Genomic DNA, 15878 nt, shown 5'->3' on the forward strand with positions numbered 1-15878 from the left:
CTACATCTCCTCGGCTACGTAACTGCGAAGCCAGGTCCGGAAGTCCGGGCCCAGGTCTTCACGTTCGCACGCGAGTCTGACAATGGCACGCAGATAGTCACCACGGTCGCCGGTGTCATAGCGGCGGCCCTTGAAGACGACGCCGTGCACCGGGCCGCCGACCTTCTCGTCCGCCGCGAGCTGCTGGAGGGCGTCGGTGAGCTGGATCTCGCCGCCGCGGCCGGGCTCGGTCTTGCGGAGTATGTCGAAGATGTGCGGGTCGAGGACGTAGCGGCCGATGATCGCGTAGTTGGAGGGGGCGTCGGCCGCGGCCGGCTTCTCGACGAGGTCGTGCACCTTGACCACGTCGCCGTCCTCGGTGGCGTCGACAGCCGCGCAACCGTAGAGGTGGATCTGCTCGGGCTCGACCTCCATGAGCGCGATGACGCTGCCGCCGTGCCGCTCCTGAACCTCGACCATCCGCTTGAGCAGCGGGTCGCGCGGGTCGATCAGGTCGTCGCCGAGGAGGACTGCGAAGGGCTCGTGGCCCACGTGCGGCGCCGCGCACAGGACGGCGTGGCCGAGGCCCTTGGGGTCGCCCTGGCGGACGTAGTGCATGGTGGCGAGGTCGCTGGACTCCTGCACCTTCGCGAGCCGGCCGGCGTCGCCCTTCTTCTGAAGCGCCGATTCCAGCTCGTAGTTGCGGTCGAAGTGGTCCTCAAGCGGCCGCTTGTTGCGGCCCGTGATCATGAGGACGTCGTCGAGACCCGCGGAGGCGGCCTCCTCGACCACGTACTGGATCGCCGGCTTGTCGACGACCGGCAGCATCTCCTTGGGAGTGGCCTTGGTGGCCGGCAGGAACCGGGTGCCGAGGCCTGCTGCGGGGATGACAGCCTTGCTGATCCGAGGGTGAGACTGAGTCATGCGCGCAACCTTATCCGGTGCCTTTGCAGTGAATCTGAGGCTCCGGTTAATTAGCTCTGATATGAGCGTATTGGAAGGGTACGGGAGCGACCTTTGAGTCACATCGGACGTCCTGGAGAGCCTGACAAGCGAATGTTGCGGCGAGAGTTCCTCGCGGTGAGGAACAGGTTGACGGCCGATGACGTGCGGGAATCCGCGACCGCGCTGGCCGGACGGGCGCTCGGGCTGCCCGAACTGGCGCGGGCGCGCACGGTGGCGGCGTACGTCTCGGTGGGGAGTGAACCCGGCACGCTCGCGCTCCTGGACGCGCTGCGCGCGCGGGGCGTGCGCGTCCTGCTTCCGGCGCTCCTGCCCGACAACGATCTGGACTGGGGCGCGTACACCGGGGCGGACTCCCTCGCCCGCGTCCGGCACGGCGGAAAGATGGCCCTCTTCGAGCCCTCCGGGGAGCGTCTGGGCCCGGACGCCGTGACCGGGGCCGACGTCGTGCTGCTGCCCGGCCTGGCGGTCGACGCGCGCGGCATGCGGCTGGGGCGCGGCGGCGGATCGTACGACCGGGTGCTGGCGCGCCTGGAGCGCGCGGGCGCCCACCCCGCCCTGGTGGTGCTGCTCTACGACTCCGAGATCGTCGAGCGCGTTCCCGAGGAGGTGCACGACCAGGCGGTGCACGCGGTGGTGACGCCGTCGGGTGTTCGCCGCTTCCGGGACGACGCGTGAGCCACGTCAGGTGAGCACATGCGAACGGGCCCTCCACGCACGCGTGGAGGGCCCGTTCGGCGATGCGCCGTCAGTGGCTCACGGCTTCAGTACCAGTGTGTCGCTCGTGTTCTTGTCGACAGCGTCCTTCGAGAAGGACCAGTCCAGCAGCTCGCCCTTGGCCCACTTGCCCGTCTGGTCGGTGTAGTGGGCGCTGTAGGCGTGTCCGGAGGCTCCGGTGAGGTTGATCCACCTGGACTTGTCGAGGTCGCCGAGGTTGACCACCATCCGCATCGACGGCACCCAGATGACGCCGTAGCCGCCGGCGGCGTTCCACCCGGTCGCGTTGACGGTGGCCTCGCCGCCGCTGAGCTTCCAGGGACCCCGGTTGAGGGCGTACCGCACGATGCCGGGGCCTTCGATGCCGAGCGTCTTGTTCTTCAGGAACAGGCGGTGCAGCCGGCCCCAGCTCCAGGTGTCGATGTCCTTGCCGAGCTTGGCGGTGAGCTCCCAGCGGGCGTCGATCATGGCGCGCTTGAACAGCTGGTCGCGGTTCTCCGCCTCGGGGCGGTCGCCCACCCCGGCGGGCGTCTTCCACCAGTCGCTCTTCTCGTCCTCCATGAGGTTGCGCACGACCTCGAACCAGCGGTCGCCACCGTCCGGCTGCGCCTGGTCGGCGTCGCGCTGACCGCACTCGCGGACGTTCTCCGTCTCGTCGGCGGGGCCGGTGGTGTTCACGGGTTCGACCCACAGGCACTGGCCCTTGACCCGCAGCTCCTTGGGCAGCTTGTTGCCGAAGGCGAGCTTGAGGATGTTGCGCCAGACCGAGTTGAAGTAGGCGGCGGCCGCCGAGTCGGCGTCCTGGGTGTAGTCCCAGCCCTCCAGCAGCTTCTGCGCCTCGCGGACGTCCTTGTCCTCGATGTCGATCTTCAGCAGCTTGGGCACGAGCAGCTTGGCGATCTCGCTGCTGTTGTCCAGCTGCATCTGGCGCATGTCGTCGGTGGAGATCTTGCCGCCGCCGTCGATCTTCGACTTGATCAGGTCGGTGATGCGCTGGCTGCGGGCGCCGTAGCCCCAGTCGGTGGTGAGCGTGTAGGGGTACTTGTCCTTGTCGATCACGGCCTGGTTGGCGGTGACGATGTACCCGCGCGCGGGGTCGTACTCGTAGGGGAGCCGGTCCTGCGGGATGTAGCCGGTCCAGCGGTACTTGGAGTCCCAGCCCGGCTGCGGGATCGAGCCGTCCACGCCCTGTGCGCGCGTGGGGATCTTTCCGGGGAGCGTGTAGCCGATGTGGTCCTTGGTGTCGGCGTAGACCAGGTTCTGCGACGGCACGTCGAACAGGGCCGCGGCCGCGCGGAAGTCGTTCCAGTTCGTCGCCTTGTCCATCGCGAACACGGCGTCCATGGAGGTGCCCGGGTCCAGCGCGGTCCAGCGCAGGGAGATGCCGTAGCCGTCGCCGCGGTCGGGTGCGGCGGTGTCGACGGTGGCCTTCTTGCCGACCTTGACCAGTTCGTCGTCGCGGTCGGACAGCAGGGGCCCGTTGTTGGTCTCCCGGACGACGATCGTCTTGGGCTCGCCGCCGGCGACCTTGATGGTCTCCTCGCGCGTGGTGAAGGGCTTCACCTTGTCGTCGTACAGGTAGCCGTTGCTGCTGAGCTTCTCCAGGTAGAGGTCGGTGACGTCGACGCCGGAGTTGGTCATGCCCCAGGAGATGTCCTGGTTGTGGCCGATGACGACGCCGGGCATGCCCGCGAAGGTGTAGCCGGAGACGTCGTACTGGCACTTGCTGGAGACGGTGCGGCAGTGCAGGCCCATCTGGTACCAGACGGAGGGCAGCGAGGCCGACAGGTGCGGATCGTTGGCCAGCAGCGGCTTGCCGGTGATGGTGTGCGAGCCCCCGACGACCCAGGAGTTCGAGCCGATGCCGTTGCCGTTCACGCCGACGGCCGCGGGAAGGTCCTCCAGGACGCCGTAGAGCCCCGAGAGCTGGCTCTGGAGGGCCGTGGTGCCCGAGGTGGAGGCGGTGCCCGCGGTGCCGCTCGTGGACGCTCCGGTGCCAGTGCCGGTGCCGGTACCGGTACCGGTACCGGTCCCTGTTCCCGTGCCTGTCCCCGTGCCCGAGGTGCCGCTGCCCTGCTCGAACGTCTTGGTCAGCTCGTCGTACTGGCCTTCCTGGACGATCGCCTTGTTGCGGCCGTAGGGGTAGCCCGGGTACAGGTCCTCGATCTGCTTGGGGCCGAGGCGGCTGGTGAGCAGGGCGCGGTCGATCTCGTCGTCCATGTTGCCGCGCAGGTCCCAGGCCATCGCCTTCAGCCAGGCGACCGAGTCGACGGGGGTCCACTGCTCGGGCTTGTAGTCGTTGACGAAGCCCAGCGCCGCGTACTCGAGGGAGATCTCCTCGCCGTCCTTGCCCTGCAGGTAGGCGTTGACTCCCTTGGCGTAGGCCTGGAGGTACTTCTTGGTGGAGGCCGACAGCTTGGTGTCGTACTCCTTCTTCGCGACCCGGTCCCAGCCGAGCGTGCGCAGGAACTCGTCCGTGTCGACCTGGCTCTTGCCGAACATCTCCGACAGGCGCCCGGAGGTCATGTGGCGGCGCACGTCCATCTCGTAGAACCGGTCCTGCGCCTGGACGTAGCCCTGCGCCATGAACAGGTCCTCGTCGGAGGCGGCGTAGATCTGCGGGATGCCGTAGCCGTCGCGCTTCACGTCGACCGGTCCGGACAGGCCCTCGAGCGTGATCGAACCCTTGGTCTGCGGGAAGGAGGCACGGACGGTGCTGATGGACCAGTACGCCCCGTAGGCGACGCCGCCGATGATGGCCAGTACCAGGACGAGGACGATCAGACGGGCTTTGCGCCCCTTTTTCCTGCCGGACTTGCCGGGCTTCTGACCCGATGAGGCGGTGGTGTTGGGGGGCATCGCTGTCCTTGCTGTCCTAACGCGAGCGGCAGGCGGGGCTGTGACTTTGAATGAGCGCTGGAGCAACCATAGGCGCAGGGCCCGACGCCACTTGACGCGGAGTCGGGTACCGGCACGGACGGACGTTCGATCTTGCCTGCCGGAGTGTCAAGAAATCGTCAAGAGTTAGGTAAGGTAACGAAGTACTTGGATGCGGAGACCCACCCCTTCGTGTCCTATGTACGTGAGCCCACGCGCGTGTGATGCCCGTGAGCCAGGGAAGGGAACAGCCACTGACCGTCCACGACCTCAACCAGCTCCTGCTCGTCTGCTCGCTCGTCCTGCTCGTCGCCGTCGCAGCGGTCCGGATCTCCTCGCGCAGCGGGCTCCCCAGCCTGCTCGTATATCTGGGCATCGGCGTCGCGATGGGCCAGGACGGCATCGGCGACATCCACTTCGACAACGCCGAGCTGACCCAGGTCATCGGATACGCGGCCCTGGTCGTGATCCTGGCCGAGGGCGGACTGGGCACGAAGTGGAAGGAGATCAAGCCCGCGCTGCCGTCCGCCACCGCGCTGGCGCTGGTCGGGGTCGCGGTGAGCGTCGGGGTCACGGCGACGGCCGCGCACTATCTCATCGGGCTGGAGTGGCGCCAGGCGCTCATCATCGGGGCGGTCGTGTCCTCGACGGACGCGGCGGCGGTCTTCTCCGTGCTGCGCAGAATCCCCCTCCCCGCGCGCGTGACGGGCACGCTGGAGGCCGAGTCCGGCTTCAACGACGCCCCCGTGGTCATCCTGGTCGTCTCCTTCTCCACCGCGGGCCCGGTCGAGCACTGGTACGCGCTCCTCGGCGAGATAACCCTGGAACTGGCCATCGGCGCCGCCATCGGCATCGCGGTCGGCCTGCTGGGCTCCTGGGGACTCAGGCACGTCGCGCTGCCCGCCTCCGGCCTCTACCCGATCGCCGTCATGGCGATCGCCGTGACGGCGTACGCGGCCGGTGCGCTGGCGCACGGCAGCGGCTTCCTCGCCGTCTATCTCGCCTCCATGGTGCTGGGCAACGCCAAGCTGCCGCACTGGCCCGCCACCCGCGGTTTCGCCGAAGGGCTCGGCTGGATCGCCCAGATCGGCATGTTCGTCCTGCTCGGTCTGCTGGTCACCCCGCACGAGCTGGGCGACGACGTGTGGCCCGCACTCGTCATCGGCCTGGTGCTGACCATGGTCGCGCGCCCGCTGAGCGTCGTGCTCTGCCTGACGCCGTTCCGGGTGCCGTGGCAGGAGCAGACCCTCATGTCCTGGGCCGGACTGCGCGGCGCCGTGCCCATCATCCTGGCGACGATCCCCATGGTGAACGGTGTCGACGGCAGCCGCCGTATCTTCAACATCGTCTTCGTCCTGGTCGTCGTCTACACCCTGCTCCAAGGGCCGACGCTGCCCTGGCTCGCCCGCCAGCTGCGGCTGGGCGGGGACGCGGAGGCTGCCGACCTCGGCATCGAGTCGGCGCCTCTGGAGCGGCTGCGCGGACACCTGCTGTCCGTCCTGATCCCCGACGGATCGAAGATGCACGGCGTCGAGGTCAACGAGCTGCGGCTGCCGGCCGGGGCCGCCGTCACCCTCGTAGTCCGCGAGGGAAAATCGTTTGTTCCGCTGCCCACCACGGTGCTGCGGCGCGGGGACGAGCTGCTGGTGGTCGCCACGGATCCCGTGCGGGACGCGGCGGAGCGACGGCTGCGCGCGGTGGGACACGGCGGAAAGCTGGCCGGGTGGCTGGGCACGAACGGGGAGACACCGCGGCGCTGACCGGGCGCCGACCGGGGCGGCGCGGCCCATGTCGTCAAAGGGTCCCGTCGAGAGATGTCGTTAAGGGGACGTTTCGTACGGTTCACACCACCGGTAATCGCAGGTGAACAAGGCCCATGGTGCTCGTTTTCACAGGCGCACCAGGCGTTGATCCCTGTACGATGAAGGCGCATTCTGATCGAACCAACTCTGCCTGACGCAGTGCTGGCGCGACCGTATGGCGGCCGAGACGCCCCTTCGCAGTGGGCCCGGTATCTACCGCAGTGCGCGCAAGAGGACAGCTCTCGGCGCCCCCGCACAGGCGCGCTACCAGGCGGCAGAAAGGCACGGGCCGTGGCATCCACGGTCACCGCACGCCCGGGATACGGGCAGCTGCTGCGCACGCGCGGCGCCTGGACGTTCCTGCTCCCCGGCTTCGCGGCACGTCAGCCGTTCGCGATGCTGACGATCTCCATCGTGCTGCTCGTGCAGCACACCACCGGCTCGTACGGCGCTGCAGGCGCCGCCGCGGCCGTCACCGGCGTCTCCATGGCACTGTTCGCGCCCTACAGCGGGCGCCTCGCCGACCGCCACGGGCAGCGCGCCGTACTGATCCCCGGCGTGCTCGTGCACACGGCGTCAGGTCTGACGCTGACGGCGCTCGCCCTCTCGCACGCGCCTCTGTGGGCACTGTTCGTCGCGGCCGTCCCCACCGGCGCCTCGGTGCCCCAGGTCGGTCCGATGGTGCGCGCCCGCTGGGGCGTGAAGCTCCAGGGCTCGCCCCTGATGACCACCGCAGCGGCGTTCGAGTCCGTCACGGACGAGCTGACCTTCGTCTTCGGCCCACTGCTGGCCACCGCGCTGTGCACCGCCGTCGACCCGGCCGCGGGCCTGCTCACGGAGTCGGCACTGACCCTGCTCGGCGGTCTGCTGTTCGCCGCGCAGAAGAGCACGCAGCCGCTGGTCACCCTCGACAGGCACGCACGCGTGGAGCACGGTTCCGCGCTGCGCGTGCCCGGCGTGCGCGTGCTGATCGTGACGTTCCTGGGCATCGGCTCCGTCTTCGGCGGCATGCAGGTCTCGCTGGCCGCGTTCACCGAGTCGATCGGCGAGCCCGGCCTGAACGGTGTCCTGTACGGCGTCTTCGCCGCGGGCAACATGCTCTCCGGGATCGTCTGCGGCGCCATCGCCTGGAAGGTGGCTCCGCAGCGGCGCCTCGTGGTCGGGTACGGCGCGCTCGCGCTGGTGGCCTCCGGACTGTGGGCCGCGCACTCGGTGCTCGCGCTCGCGGGGCTCGGCCTTCTGGTCGGCATGTGCATCGCGCCCGCGCTGATCACCGGCTACACCCTGGTCGAGAGCCTGGTGCCGGCCGGTGCCCGTACCGAGGCCTTCACCTGGCTGACCGGTGCGGTGGCGCTCGGCCAGGCGGCCGCCGTCACGGCTGCCGGACAGCTGGAGGACCGCTTCTGGACCGGTGCAGGATTCCTCGTCCCGATGGTCGGCACCTCGCTCGCCCTGGCGACCCTGTTGGCCCTCCGGTCACGCCTGACGACGCGCCCCCGGACCCGGACCGTCGCACGTGGCGTCGGTCACCGCGTGCCGGTGGCGGTGGACTGATCCTCGGGAATACGTCACTATGGACCATCGTTAGCACTCATTGAGTGAGAGTGCCAGGAGGAAGACAGTGCCGACCTACCAGTACCAGTGCACCGAGTGCGGCGAGGGCCTCGAGGCGGTGCAGAAGTTCACCGACGACGCTCTGACCGAGTGCCCGAACTGCCAGGGGCGCCTCAAGAAGGTGTTCTCCGCAGTCGGCATCGTCTTCAAGGGCTCCGGCTTCTACCGCAACGACAGCCGCGGCTCCTCGTCGAGCACCTCGCCGGCGTCGAAGCCGTCGACGTCCTCTCCGTCCACCTCGACATCGACGTCCTCGGACTCGAAGCCGTCGAGCACCGGCACCTCCTCCAGCAGCAGCACCTCCGCCGCTTAAAGACGCGCCCGCGGGACCCTGTCGTCGTACGACGACAGGGTCCTCGGTGTTTTCCGGAGCCCTTCTCTGCCCGCTGCCGGGGCCAGCTAGTGTGCGGGTCATGGCGAACGCAGAGATCGGCGTAATCGGCGGCTCGGGCTTCTACTCGTTCCTCGACGACGTGACCGAGATCCAGGTGGACACCCCGTACGGACCGCCCAGTGACTCCCTGTTCCTCGGTGAGATAGCGGGCCGTCGGGTCGCCTTCCTGCCCCGGCACGGACGCGGCCACCATCTGCCGCCGCACCGGATCAACTACCGCGCCAACCTGTGGGCGCTGCGGTCGGTCGGGGCACGCCAGGTACTCGGTCCGTGTGCGGTGGGCGGTCTGCGCCCCGAGTACGGGCCGGGCACGCTGCTCGTGCCGGACCAGCTGGTCGACCGTACGAAGTCCCGCGCGGGGACGTACTTCGACGGGCTGGCGCTGCCGGACGGCGGTGTGCCCAACGTGGTGCACGTGTCGCTGGCCGACCCCTACTGCCCCGTCGGGCGGGCGGCGGCGCTGAAGGCCGCGCACGGCCGGGACTGGGAGGCGGTCGACGGCGGGACCCTGGTCGTGATCGAGGGACCGCGCTTCTCGACGCGTGCCGAATCACTGTGGCACCGGGCGCAGGGCTGGTCGGTGGTGGGCATGACCGGCCACCCCGAGGCGTCGCTCGCCCGTGAACTCGAGCTCTGCTACACGTCGTTGACCCTGGTCACGGACCTCGACGCGGGCGCCGAGACCGGTGAGGGCGTCTCGCACGACGAGGTGCTGCGGGTGTTCGCGGCGAACGTGGACCGGCTGCGGGGAGTGCTGTTCGACGCGGTGGCCGCGCTGCCGGCGAACGAGGAGCGGGACTGCCTGTGCAGCACGGCGCTGGGCGGCATGGACCCCGGGTTCGAACTGCCGTGACGCTGTGGAGAACGGCACCCCGGCACGGGCGGAACTGCTCCTTCGGGTGAGGGAGTTGTCCACAACCGAGCGGTGATCCACCTGTCCCGGCGGGCGGTAGCGCGAGGCCCCATCGTGGTCCTGCAAGCCGATCCCTCCTGACAGGTGGTGGTTCCCCGTGTCCTTCGCTCCGTCTCCCCCGCCCTTCTCCCCCCTTGCTCCGCACCCGCCCGGCACCGACGCTCCCGCGACATGCGAGGTGCCGCACTTCGCTCCCGTGCGGGTGCGCGGCGGGCGGCATCAACTGGCCCGGCTCGTCAGGCATCGCCGACGGGCCGTGGCGGCGGGCCTGGCGGTCACCGCGGCCGCGCTGGTGGCCGTCGGTCCGGGCGACTCCGACGGGGCGCGCGGGCATCCCGTGGCCGCGCCGGTGCGGGAGCGTCGCGCCGTGGAGATGGTGACGGCACCGGTGCGGATCGCCGACGGAGCCACGGTGCTGCTGTTGCGGCCCGGTGACCGGGTCGACGTGATCGCCGCCGGGACGACGGCGACGGGAGGCGACGCCCGGGTGCTCGCGCGCGGGGTGCGGGTGAAGAAGGTGCCGGAGCCTGTGGAGGGTGCCGCGGAGAGCGGGGCGCTGGTCGTGCTCTCGGTGCCGCGTCCGGCCGCGGTGCGTCTCGCGGGCGCGAGCGCCACGGCACGACTGGCGGTGACACTGTGTTGAGCCGTGCGATCCGCCTGTTGCGCGGATTCCTGTCAAGTCCCTCGTTCGAGCTGCCCAATTGGACAGGGGCGCCTCGCGTTGACGTAGGTTGCGGAGCTGTTTGTTCCACAACCTGTGCGTGCGAGGAGAGTCCCCTAGGTGAGCGAGAAGAAGCCGAGCATCCTGGAGGGCTTCAAGGCCTTCCTGATGCGCGGGAACGTCATCGATCTGGCAGTCGCGGTGGTCATCGGCGCCGCCTTCACCAACGTCGTCAACTCGGTGGTGAAGGGCGTGATCAACCCGCTGGTCGGGGCGGTCGGCACCAAGAACCTCGACAGCTACAGCTCGTGTCTGAAGGACCCGTGCGAGGTGACGGCGGACGGCACCGTGGTGAGCGGCATCCCGATCAGATGGGGCACCGTGCTCGGCGCGACGCTCAGCTTCGTGATCACCGCGGCGGTCGTCTACTTCCTGATGGTCCTGCCGATGGCGAAGTACCTGGCCCGGCAGGAGGCCCGCAGGAAGGCAAAGGAGAACACGCAGGAGGTCATGGAGGTGACCGAGCTGGAGGTCCTCAAGGAGATCCGCGACGCGCTGGTCGCCCAGCGGGGGTCCGGTCACGACGGGCGGTGACGGACACGGTCCGCCTCCTTGGCCGGGCTGCCGTGCGGCTCGGTCAGAGGTGGTGGGGCGGCTTCTCGTCGAGGAAGCGCTTCAGGTCGGCCGCGCTGTCGGCGCCGGGCCGCTCGCCCCAGCCGTGGTCCGTGTCGTCCGAGGACTGCTGGTCCAGCGGGTCGTCGAAGACCAGCGACGGCTTCGGAGCGCGCGGCTCGGGGGCGGGGTCGGAAGCGGTGCTCATGTGTCCAGGGTACGACCCCGGGAGGCGACGGCCGTCCTGGTCGTTCCCGACGGCGGTCATGGTCCGCGCCGTCCGCATCTGCTGTGCTTGGACCCATGACGTCGTCCAGCTCCACTCCCTCCCCGGCGCCCCTGGGCAGGCTCACCGCCCGCGGCCGCGACGAGGCCCACCGGGTCGCCTCGCCCCTGGAACTCTTCTTCGACCTGTGTTTCGTCGTGGCCATCGCCCAGGCGGGCGTGCAACTCGTGCACGCCGTGGCCGAGTCGCACGCGGGCGAAGGGATCCTCAACTACGCGATGGTCTTCTTCGCCATCTGGTGGGCCTGGATGAACTTCTCCTGGTTCGCCTCGGCGTACGACAACGACGACGTCCTCTACCGGGTCGTCACCCTGGTCCAGATCGCCGGTGTGCTGGTGCTCGCGGCCGGGGTCTCCAAGGCGTTCGCGGACCATGACTTCCTCGTCGTCTGGCTGGGCTACGTGATCATGCGGCTCGCCATGTCGGCGCAGTGGCTGCGCGTGGCCGGATCGAGCGAGGGCCCGGAGAGGACGACGGCCCTGCGCTATGCCGGCGGCGTGCTGCTCTGCCTCGTCGGCTGGCTGGGGCTGCTGGTCCTGCCCGAGGGCGGGCGGCCCTGGGTGTTCCTGGTGATGGCGATCATCGAGATGTGCGTGCCGCGGTACGCGGAGAAGGACTTCGCCACCTCCTGGCACCCGCACCACATCTCCGAGCGCTACGGCCTGTTCACGATCATCGTGCTCGGCGAGACGATCGCCGCGGCCACCATCGCCGTGAAGTCGGGCGTGGAGGAGAACGACGCGCTCGGTGAACTGCTGCCGATCGCCATGGGTGGCCTGCTGATCGTCTTCTCCGCGTGGTGGATCTACTTCGCCGTGCCGATCCACGGCCATCTCCGCTCCAACAAGCAGGCCTTCCTGTGGGGCTACGGCCACTACCTGATCTTCGCCTCGGCGGCCGCGATCGGCGCCGGCCTGGAGGTCGCCGTCGAGCAGGCGGTGGGCAAGGCGCACATCTCCACGCTGGCCGCGTCGGCCGCAGTGACCCTGCCGACCGCGCTCTACCTGCTCACCGTGTGGGCCCTGCACTCGCGCCACTTCAAGGTCGGCATCGCCCAGCAACTGGTACTGCCGACCACGGCACTCCTGGTGATCCTCTGCACGTTCCTGGGCGACGGGGCCGTGCTCGCGGCGGGCATCGTCTCGGCGCTCGCGGTCGCGACCGGCGTGACGCTGACGGCGCGCACTTCGACCGGGGAGAGCAAGGAGACAGGTCCGGTCGTGTGACCTCCTGGGACGGCGCCGGTGACTGGACGAGACTGGTCCCATGACAGTTGACGCTCTGACCGACGTCACCGGCGTGCGCGTGGGACACGCGACGCGCGTCGGCGACGGCTGGCTCACCGGTACCACCGTCGTGCTCGCCCCCGAGGGCGGTGCCGTCGCCGCCGTGGATGTCCGCGGCGGCGGCCCCGGCACCAAGGAGACCGACGCCCTCGACCCGCGCAACGTCGTGCAGAAGGTCGACGCGATCGTGCTGACCGGCGGCAGCGCGTACGGGCTCGACGCCGCGTCCGGCGTGATGGCGTGGCTGGAGGAGCGGGGGCGCGGAGTGCCTGTCGGGGTGGATCCGGCGCACGTCGTTCCCGTCGTACCCGCCGCCTGCGTCTTCGACCTGGCGCGGGGCGGCGACTTCCGGGCCCGGCCCGATGCGGCCATGGGCCGGGCCGCGGTCGAGGCGGCCGCGGCGAGCGCGGTCGGCGCGGTGGTGCGGGAAGGGGGCGTGGGCGCGGGTACGGGGGCCGTGGTCGGGGCGATGAAGGGCGGAGTCGGTACCGCGAGCACCGTGCTCGACTCGGGGATCACGGTCGCCGCGCTGGTGGTGGCCAACGCCGCGGGCTCCGTGGTGGAGCCCGGAACGGGCATCCTGTACGGGGAGTTGCTCCAGGGACGCGTCGAGTCTCCGGACGCGCGCGTCCACGAGGCCGCGCGCCGGCGCCTCGCCGAGACCGCGGCGAAGAACGCGCCGCCTCCGCTGAACACCACGCTCGCCGTCGTCGCCACCGACGCGGCACTGTCGAAGGCGCAGGCGCAGAAACTCGCCGGAACGGCACACGACGGCATCGCGCGCGCCGTGCGGCCCGTGCACCTCCTCCACGACGGCGACACGGTGTTCACCCTGGCGACGGGGCAGCGCGCACTCGACTCCGAGCACCCGCTCGCCCTCAACCCTCTGCTGGAGGCGGGCGCCGACGTGGTGACGCGTGCGATCGTGCGGGCCGTGCGCGCGGCCCGGTCGGTGGACGGACCGGGCGGGACATGGCCGTCGTACGGGGAGTTGTACGGAGGACGGTGAAGGGGCAGTTGCACGGGGGCGGGTGACGGGGCTCGGGCGACCGTGTCGGGTGCCGGAGCCGGTGGTGGGTCGGCTCCGGCACCCGCCGGCCCGCGGGTGGCGCATTTCGTACGCACGATTGTCCCGGTTGTGTCACGTGATGACGTTCACGGCTGTCGGAGGGAACCCGACCGGTCATGGATTCGCTCTTTCTCCACGCATGGGAGCGGATCACGCACATCACACGAACCTGGAGTAGATCGTGACAACGCCGGACATATCAGCGCGGCGCACACTCGGGGCCTGTGCCGTCCTGGCGGTCGGCGCCCTCACCCTCACCGCCTGCGGGGGCGGCGCCGATGCCGGGAAGGACGACGGCAAGCCGGGCGGGGATTCCGCCAAGACGTCCGAGGCGAAGATCGCCATATCGGCCAAGGACGGTTCGACGGGTGCGTCGATCAACACGACGGGAGTGAAGGTCAGCGACGGCAAGCTGACCGACGTGAAGATGACCGTGGCGGGGACGGGGCAGTCGGTGCCGGGGTTCATCTCGGCGAACGGCGGCAGTTGGACGCCGAAGGAGCAGTTGGAACGCGAGACGAAGTACGAGATATCGGCCAAGGCGAAGGACCCCGACGGGCGGACCACCGCGGCCGACTCGACCTTCACGACGGTCAGCAAGGCCAACAGCTTCATCGGGACGTACACGCCGGACAACGGGACGACGGTGGGCGTCGGGATGCCGGTGTCGTTCACCTTCGACAAGGCCATCAGCGACAAGAAGGCCGTGCAGTCGCACATCACGGTCTCGTCCAGCAGCGGGCAGAAGGTCGTCGGGCACTGGTTCGGCTCGCAGCGCGTCGACTTCCGGCCCGAGGAGTACTGGAAGGCCGGCTCCAAGGTCACGATGAAGATCGACCTGGACGGCGTCGAGGGCGCGAACGACGTCGTCGGGGTGCAGAAGAAGACCGTCACCTTCACGATCGGGCGGTCGCAGGTCTCCACGGTCGACGCCGACACCCAGACCATGACGGTCGTGCGCGACGGGACGACCCTCAAGAAGGTCCCGATCTCGACGGGTGACGCCCAGAACACCACGTACAACGGCCAGATGGTGATCTCCGAGAAGTCCGCGAAGCTGCGCATGGACAGCCGGACGGTCGGCCTCGACAACGCCTACGACATCCCGGACGTGCCGCACGCGATGCGGCTCACGCAGTCGGGGACGTTCCTGCACGGCAACTACTGGTACAACAAGGCCAATCCGCCCTTCGGCCGGCAGGGCACCAGCCACGGCTGCGTCGGACTGCAGGACGTCCAGGGCGGGCAGGGCGACACGAACGCCAAGTGGTTCTACGACGAGTCCATCCTCGGGGACGTCGTGATCGTCAAGAACTCCCCCGACAAGACGGTGTCGCCGGACAACGGGCTCAACGGCTGGAACATGTCGTGGACCGAGTGGACCGCGGGAAGCGCCGCATAGGCGCCCGCTGAGCGCCGGGGCGCACGCGGGCGGCGGTGCGCCGCCCGGGGCGCCTTGACGCGGCAAGTACCTTCTGACCGGCGGTTTTTGACGGGGCTTCGGGTCGCGTGGGAACTTCTCACGCGGCCTGAGCGTTTTCTGTGCGCACGTTTTCTCGGTTCCCGGACATGATGTCCGACCGAGGGGCTACGGTATGCACCCACAAGGTGACATGCAGCAACGCCGGGAGAAACCTTGAGCGTTCCGTACGAGACAGCAGCGTACGAGCCACGCGAGTCGCCCGAGTCTCCGGAGGAGCACCTCGCGCGACTTCTCGGCCGTGCGCTGAACTCCTTCGAGCTGCCCGACGAGACGATACGGCGGCTCGACTGCGCGCTCGCGCACGACAGCTCGCTGCACTCCGCGCACCACAGCGCGGGGCTGCACCGCGAGACGTACCGCCACACCTGGCTGCTCGCCGACGGCTCGGCACTCACCCTCTGGGAGCTGGTTCACAACACCGCGCCGGGCAGCGTCCCGCAGCACGAGGTGTACGTCGACGAGGAGGAGCTGCGCGCGGCCACGGCGCGGCTGCCGCTGCCGCCGGACGCACCGGACTTCGAGCTGCCGGTGACGGTGCAGCTGTCGCCGGTCCCCGCGCCCCGGCACGCGTACGTGCCCGACGACTCGGCGGATCACGCGCGCCGGCTCCTGCGCCGCGCGGAGAACCCGGACCGGCCGGACGCGGCGACGGCGACGCTGCTGACGTCGGCGTTCGCGCACCAGATCACGCAGGCTTTCGGCAAGCCGTGCCGTGCGGGGCGGATCGGGCTGTGCTTCTCGCTCTACGAGCACGCGTTCCTGCTGCGCGACGGCAAGGAGATCTCCCTGTGGGAGGTCGAGCACACGGCCACGCCCGACGGGCGGCACATGTGCGAGGTGTACGTCTCCGAGGACGCGGCGCGCGAGGCGATGGAACGGCGCGCGGCCCGGGTCTCGTAACCCACCCCACGCATCCGAGGCTCCTGCCCCGCCTCAGCCGCTCGGTCAGCGGCCGTCGCTCAGCTGTCGTACCAGTCCCGCGAACGCGTCGTGCTCCGCCGGAGTCAGCTGTACGGACTCCAGTGCGGGGCCGGTCTGCCGCTGGTACGGGAGGGCCGGGAGGGAGGCGGAGGTCCGCCACAGGGCGGCCTCGCGGCCGCGGCGCAGGACGCGGGTCAGGCCGATCGCCCAGACGACGGTCGCCAGGGCGAGGACGGCCATGCCCGTCAGCTGGTAGATCGAGACGTGCTCAGGCATGCGCCCCAGTAGACACCACGGTCCG

The 15878-nt window shown here is 69.8% G+C and carries 15 protein-coding genes; 11 read left to right on the forward strand and 4 right to left on the reverse strand.

The annotated features are described in order from the left end of the window. Entirely contained in the window at positions 1 to 903 is a 903-nt protein-coding gene (galU, locus tag OG381_RS21145; protein WP_307029516.1) for a UTP--glucose-1-phosphate uridylyltransferase GalU, read from the reverse strand. Between the two features lie 132 nt (positions 904 to 1035). On the opposite strand from galU, the gene OG381_RS21150 reads away from it, so the two are divergent. Next, positions 1036 to 1620, forward strand: coding sequence for a 5-formyltetrahydrofolate cyclo-ligase (locus OG381_RS21150; RefSeq protein ID WP_327717628.1), 585 nt, complete (start codon positions 1036 to 1038; stop codon positions 1618 to 1620). 78 nt (positions 1621 to 1698) lie between these two features. On the opposite strand, the gene OG381_RS21155 is transcribed toward OG381_RS21150, so the two are convergent. Continuing rightward, positions 1699 to 4518, reverse strand: coding sequence for a penicillin acylase family protein (locus OG381_RS21155; RefSeq protein ID WP_327717629.1), 2820 nt, complete (start codon positions 4516 to 4518; stop codon positions 1699 to 1701). Positions 4519 to 4760: 242 nt separating this feature from the next. Here OG381_RS21155 and OG381_RS21160 point away from each other — a divergent pair, with 242 nt between their 5' ends. The 6 genes from OG381_RS21160 to mscL all read left to right on the forward strand — a co-directional run bounded on the left by OG381_RS21160 (position 4761) and on the right by mscL (position 10514). Then, complete coding sequence (locus OG381_RS21160) at positions 4761 to 6296, forward strand: potassium/proton antiporter (RefSeq protein ID WP_327717630.1); 1536 nt, start codon at positions 4761 to 4763, stop codon at positions 6294 to 6296. A 333-nt stretch (positions 6297 to 6629) separates the two neighbouring features. Next, on the forward strand, positions 6630 to 7892 hold the full coding sequence (locus tag OG381_RS21165) for an MFS transporter (protein ID WP_327717631.1): 1263 nt from the start codon (positions 6630 to 6632) through the stop codon (positions 7890 to 7892). A gap of 67 nt (positions 7893 to 7959) precedes the next feature. Continuing rightward, the gene (locus tag OG381_RS21170; RefSeq protein WP_327717632.1) at positions 7960 to 8265 is read left to right on the forward strand and encodes an FmdB family zinc ribbon protein; all 306 of its coding nucleotides are present in this window, start codon (positions 7960 to 7962) and stop codon (positions 8263 to 8265) included. Positions 8266 to 8365: 100 nt separating this feature from the next. Further along, a complete protein-coding gene (locus OG381_RS21175) occupies positions 8366 to 9199 on the forward strand; it encodes an S-methyl-5'-thioadenosine phosphorylase (RefSeq protein ID WP_327717633.1) in 834 nt (277 codons plus the stop codon). A 157-nt stretch (positions 9200 to 9356) separates the two neighbouring features. After that, the gene (locus OG381_RS21180) at positions 9357 to 9902 is read left to right on the forward strand and encodes a hypothetical protein (RefSeq protein WP_327717634.1); all 546 of its coding nucleotides are present in this window, start codon (positions 9357 to 9359) and stop codon (positions 9900 to 9902) included. 138 nt (positions 9903 to 10040) lie between these two features. Then, positions 10041 to 10514 (forward strand): large conductance mechanosensitive channel protein MscL, encoded by a 474-nt coding sequence (mscL, locus tag OG381_RS21185; RefSeq protein WP_327717635.1) that lies wholly within the window; start codon positions 10041 to 10043, stop codon positions 10512 to 10514. Positions 10515 to 10557: 43 nt separating this feature from the next. Here the strand turns inward: mscL and OG381_RS21190 are convergent, their stop codons facing one another. Beyond that, on the reverse strand, positions 10558 to 10740 hold the full coding sequence (locus OG381_RS21190) for a hypothetical protein (protein WP_327717637.1): 183 nt from the start codon (positions 10738 to 10740) through the stop codon (positions 10558 to 10560). A gap of 95 nt (positions 10741 to 10835) precedes the next feature. Here OG381_RS21190 and OG381_RS21195 point away from each other — a divergent pair, with 95 nt between their 5' ends. The 4 genes from OG381_RS21195 (at position 10836) to OG381_RS21210 (ending at position 15556) form a co-directional block, all read left to right on the forward strand. Continuing rightward, positions 10836 to 12044 (forward strand): low temperature requirement protein A, encoded by a 1209-nt coding sequence (locus OG381_RS21195; protein ID WP_327717638.1) that lies wholly within the window; start codon positions 10836 to 10838, stop codon positions 12042 to 12044. A gap of 40 nt (positions 12045 to 12084) precedes the next feature. Further along, entirely contained in the window at positions 12085 to 13113 is a 1029-nt protein-coding gene (locus OG381_RS21200; RefSeq protein WP_327717639.1) for a P1 family peptidase, read from the forward strand. Between the two features lie 241 nt (positions 13114 to 13354). Beyond that, the gene (locus OG381_RS21205) at positions 13355 to 14575 is read left to right on the forward strand and encodes a L,D-transpeptidase (protein WP_327717640.1); all 1221 of its coding nucleotides are present in this window, start codon (positions 13355 to 13357) and stop codon (positions 14573 to 14575) included. Positions 14576 to 14809: 234 nt separating this feature from the next. Further along, positions 14810 to 15556 (forward strand): DUF6227 family protein, encoded by a 747-nt coding sequence (locus OG381_RS21210; RefSeq protein ID WP_327717641.1) that lies wholly within the window; start codon positions 14810 to 14812, stop codon positions 15554 to 15556. A gap of 45 nt (positions 15557 to 15601) precedes the next feature. Here the strand turns inward: OG381_RS21210 and OG381_RS21215 are convergent, their stop codons facing one another. Further along, a complete protein-coding gene (locus OG381_RS21215; RefSeq protein ID WP_327717642.1) occupies positions 15602 to 15853 on the reverse strand; it encodes a hypothetical protein in 252 nt (83 codons plus the stop codon). Positions 15854 to 15878 lie beyond the last annotated feature (25 nt).

Source organism: Streptomyces sp. NBC_00490 (assembly GCF_036013645.1).
GTDB classification, from domain to species: Bacteria; Actinomycetota; Actinomycetes; order Streptomycetales; family Streptomycetaceae; genus Streptomyces; species Streptomyces canus_F.

Excerpts from the sequence above, each read along its gene's own strand:
- galU (WP_307029516.1), bottom strand. The coding sequence starts at position 903 with ATGACTCAGTCTCACCCTCGGATCAGCAAGGCTGTCATCCCCGCAGCA.
- OG381_RS21150 (WP_327717628.1), top strand. The coding sequence starts at position 1,036 with ATGTTGCGGCGAGAGTTCCTCGCGGTGAGGAACAGGTTGACGGCCGAT.
- OG381_RS21155 (WP_327717629.1), bottom strand. The coding sequence starts at position 4,518 with ATGCCCCCCAACACCACCGCCTCATCGGGTCAGAAGCCCGGCAAGTCC.
- OG381_RS21160 (WP_327717630.1), top strand. The coding sequence starts at position 4,761 with ATGCCCGTGAGCCAGGGAAGGGAACAGCCACTGACCGTCCACGACCTC.
- OG381_RS21175 (WP_327717633.1), top strand. The coding sequence starts at position 8,366 with ATGGCGAACGCAGAGATCGGCGTAATCGGCGGCTCGGGCTTCTACTCG.
- OG381_RS21190 (WP_327717637.1), bottom strand. The coding sequence starts at position 10,740 with ATGAGCACCGCTTCCGACCCCGCCCCCGAGCCGCGCGCTCCGAAGCCG.
- OG381_RS21195 (WP_327717638.1), top strand. The coding sequence starts at position 10,836 with ATGACGTCGTCCAGCTCCACTCCCTCCCCGGCGCCCCTGGGCAGGCTC.
- OG381_RS21200 (WP_327717639.1), top strand. The coding sequence starts at position 12,085 with ATGACAGTTGACGCTCTGACCGACGTCACCGGCGTGCGCGTGGGACAC.
- OG381_RS21215 (WP_327717642.1), bottom strand. The coding sequence starts at position 15,853 with ATGCCTGAGCACGTCTCGATCTACCAGCTGACGGGCATGGCCGTCCTC.